This is a genomic window from Mycobacterium sp. E3247 (genome assembly GCF_001667785.1).
Lineage (GTDB): Bacteria > Actinomycetota > Actinomycetes > Mycobacteriales > Mycobacteriaceae > Mycobacterium.
The window spans coordinates 1-3,749 of the sequence record NZ_LZJG01000064.1 but is presented as its reverse complement, the minus strand read 5'-3'; the positions used below and the strand labels follow the sequence as shown (position 1 = coordinate 3,749).

The 3,749-nt window shown below is 69.3% G+C and carries 3 protein-coding genes; 1 reads left to right on the top strand and 2 read right to left on the bottom strand.

Translation table 11 applies throughout. The features are described 5' to 3' along the window. A partial coding sequence (locus A9X04_RS03585) for a 3-oxoacyl-ACP reductase (protein ID WP_067917822.1) occupies positions 1–1,115 on the bottom strand: 1,115 nt, incomplete at its 3' end. Positions 1,116–1,265: 150 nt separating this feature from the next. Between A9X04_RS03585 and A9X04_RS03580 the strand changes: the two genes are divergently transcribed. After that, positions 1,266–2,606, top strand: coding sequence for an acetyl-CoA C-acetyltransferase (locus tag A9X04_RS03580; protein ID WP_067917820.1), 1,341 nt, complete (start codon positions 1,266–1,268; stop codon positions 2,604–2,606). Between the two features lie 285 nt (positions 2,607–2,891). On the opposite strand, the gene A9X04_RS03575 is transcribed toward A9X04_RS03580, so the two are convergent. Continuing rightward, positions 2,892–3,749: acyl-CoA dehydrogenase (locus tag A9X04_RS03575; protein WP_082974783.1), on the bottom strand; the 858-nt coding region annotated here is incomplete at its 5' end.

Here is a 3,749-nt window from a genome sequence, read left to right as displayed (position 1 = left end):
TGGGTGAGGCCGATCATCCCGGCCTTGGTGGTGGCGTAGTTGGTCTGCCCGCGGTTGCCCGCGATGCCGGCCATCGAGGACAGCCCGATCACCCGGCCGCCCTCGCCGAGGGTGCCGTTGCCCACCAGCCCCTCGGTAAGGCGCAGCGGCGCAAGGAGATTCACGGCCAGTACGGCGTCCCAGCGGGCGTCGTCCATGTTGGCCAGCAACTTGTCGCGGGTGATGCCGGCGTTGTTGACCAGCACGTCGGCCCGCCCGCCGTGGTGCTCGCGCAGGTGCTCGGTGATCTTGTCGACGGCGTCGGAGGTGGTGACGTCGAGCCACAGCGCGGTGCCCCCCACCCGGCTGGCCGTCTCGGCCAGCGCCTCGGCGGCCGACTCGACGTCGATGGCGACGACGCGGGCGCCGTCGCGGGCGAACACCTCGGCGATCGTCGCGCCGATCCCGCGGGCCGCGCCGGTCACGATGGCGACTCGGGAGTCGAGTGGCCGGTCCCAGTCGGCCGGCGGTGTGGAGTCGGCCTCGCCGATGTAGAACACCTGGCCGTCGACGTAGGCCGACTTGGCCGACAGGATGAACCGCATGGTCGATTCCAGGCCCGTCGCAGCGGGTTTGGCGTCGGGCGACAGGTACACCAGCGCCACCGTGGTGCCGTTGCGCAGCTCCTTGCCCAGCGAGCGGGTGAACCCTTCCAACGCGCGCTGCGCGATCCGCTCGTGCGGGCCGGCGGCGGCGTCGGGCGTGGTGCCGACCACGACGACGCGGGCCGAATGGCCCAGGTTGCGCAGCAGCGGGGTGAAGAATTCGTACAGCCCCCGCAGCCCCTCCGGCGTCGTGATCCCGGTGGCGTCGAAGACCAGGCCGCCGAACTGGTCGGCCCAGCGGCCACCCAGGTTGTTGCCGACCAGGTCGTAGTCCTTGGCCAGCGCGGCGCGCAGCGGCTCGACCACGCGGCCCTCACCGCCGATCAGCAGGGACCCGGCCAGCGGCGGATCGCCGGGCCGATAGCGGCGCAAGGTCTCGGGCTGCGGGACGCCGAGTTGCTTGGCCAGAAACGATCCAGGACCGGAGTTGACGATCTGCGTGAACAGATCGGACGAGACCTTGGGAGCCACCGGAGCTACCTTCCATCTGCTTCTCAGTCGGGGGTGCGCCTACAGCACAACCGTATCGAGGTCGAACTTACTTCAGAGTAAGAACAGTGGGTAGTATGGCCCCAACGGGCATCCGGAAAACCAACAGACCGCAGATACACGGAGAAGACAGTGGCCCCTGCAAGTTCCGAGGCAAGCAACCAGCGCAGCTCGCAGCGGCGACGAGTCGCCGTGCTGGGCGGCAACCGCATCCCGTTCGCCCGGTCCGACGGCGCGTACGCCGAGGCGTCCAACCAGGACATGTTCACCGCCGCGCTGGGTGGGCTGGTCGACCGCTTCGGGTTGGCCGGCGAGCGCTTGGGTGCGGTGGTCGGCGGCGCCGTGCTCAAGCACAGCCGGGACTTCAACCTCACCCGCGAATGCGTGCTGGGCTCCGAGCTGTCGTCGTACACGCCGGCGTTCGACCTGCAACAGGCCTGCGGCACCGGCCTGCAGGCGGCGATCGCCGCCTCCGACGGCATCGCGTCCGGCCGCTACGAGGTGGCCGCCGCGGGCGGCGTCGACACCACCTCCGACCCGCCGATCGCCCTCGGCGACAACCTGCGCCGCACGCTGCTCAAGTTGCGCCGCTCCAAGTCCAACGTCCAGCGGCTGAGGTTGGTGGGCACGCTGCCCGCGACCCTGGGTATCCAGATCCCGGTCAACAGCGAGCCCCGCACGGGGCTGTCCATGGGCGAGCACCAGGCGATCACCGCCAAGCAGATGGGCATCAAGCGCGTCGACCAGGACGAGCTCGCCGCCGCCAGCCACCGCAACATGGCGGCCGCCTACGATCGGGGTTTCTTCGACGACCTGGTCACCCCGTTCCTCGGCCTCTACCGCGACGACAACCTGCGGCCGGATTCGTCGGCCGAGAAGCTGGCGAAGCTCAAGCCGGTGTTCGGGGTGAAGTCCGGCGACGCGACGATGACGGCGGGCAACTCGACCCCCCTGACCGACGGGGCGTCGGTCGCGCTGCTTTCCAGCGAGGAGTGGGCGGCCGCCCACTCGCTGACGCCGCTGGCCTTCCTGGTGGACGCCGAAACCGCCGCCGTCGACTACGTCAACGGCCGGGACGGCCTGCTGATGGCGCCGACCTACGCGGTGCCGCGACTGCTGGCGCGCAACGGCCTGAGCCTGCAGGACTTCGACTTCTACGAGATCCACGAGGCCTTCGCCTCGGTGGTGCTGGCGCATCTGCAGGCGTGGGAGTCGGAGGACTACTGCAAGGAACGGCTGGGGCTGGACGCCGCGTTGGGTTCGATCGACCGGGCCAAGCTCAACGTCAACGGCTCGTCGCTGGCCGCCGGCCACCCCTTCGCCGCCACCGGCGGGCGGATCCTCGCCCAGGCGGCCAAGCAGCTCGCGGAGAAGAAGGCGGAGCAGAAGGGCGGCGCGGGCAAGCCGCTGCGGGCCCTGGTTTCCATCTGTGCCGCGGGCGGGCAGGGCGTGGCCGCGATCCTGGAGGCCTGAGCCGGCCGGTTTCATGACATCGGTCACAGCGGGTTAGTAATCCGGGCGGAGGGGTATTCGAGAGCGCGGATGACCCCGTGTTGTGGTCTGACCCCCCGACCCCGACGGCAATACGGGGCATCCCTAGTCCGTCGCCCGGGGGCGAAAAGAACGCGCCGGGCGTGCGAGAAGGGCCGCCGCTGGAGTGAGGGGATCCAGCGGCGGCCTTTTTTGGTGCCTGGGGCGCCAGATAAAAACCCCGCTCCCATTCGGGAGCGGGGTTTTGCTCATCATCTCGGCGGCGGCCTAGAAGGCGGCCTCGTCGAGCTCCATGATGTCGTTGTCCAGCGTCTCGATCACCTCGCGGGTGCTCGCCAGCAGCGGCAGGAAGTTCTTCGCGAAGAACGACGCCACCGCGACTTTGCCCTCGTAGAAGGACCGCTCGTCGCCGCTGGCGCCGGCGTCCAGCGCCTGCACCGCCACCGCGGCCTGACGCTGCAGCAACCAGCCGATGACCAGGTCGCCGACGCTCATCAGGAAGCGCACCGATCCCAGGCCCACCTTGTAGAGGCTGGTCACGTCCTCCTGCGCCGCCATCAGGTAACCGGTCAGCGTGGCCGCCATCGCCTGCACGTCGGCCAGCGCCTTGGCCAGCAGCTCGCGCTCGGACTTCAGCCGGCCGTTGCCCGACTCGCTGTCCACGAACTTCTGAATCTCGCCCGACACGTGGGCCAGCGCCACACCCTTGTCGCGGATGATCTTCCGGAAGAAGAAGTCCTGCGCCTGGATGGCCGTGGTGCCCTCGTAGAGGGAGTCGATCTTGGCGTCGCGGATGTACTGCTCGATCGGGTAGTCCTGCAGGAAGCCGGACCCACCGAAAGTCTGCAGGCTCTCGGTCAGCTTGGCGTAGGCCTGCTCGGAACCGACACCCTTGACCACCGGCAACATCAGGTCGTTGACCTTGACGGCCAGTTCGGCGTCCACACCGTGCACCGCCTCGGCAACCGCCGCGTCCTGGTAGGTCGCGGTGTAGAGGTACAGCGCACGCAGACCCTCGGCGTAGGCCTTCTGGGTCATCAGCGACCGGCGCACGTCGGGGTGGTGCGTGATGGTCACCCGCGGAGCGGTCTTGTCGGTCATCTGCGTCATGTCGGCGCCCTGCAC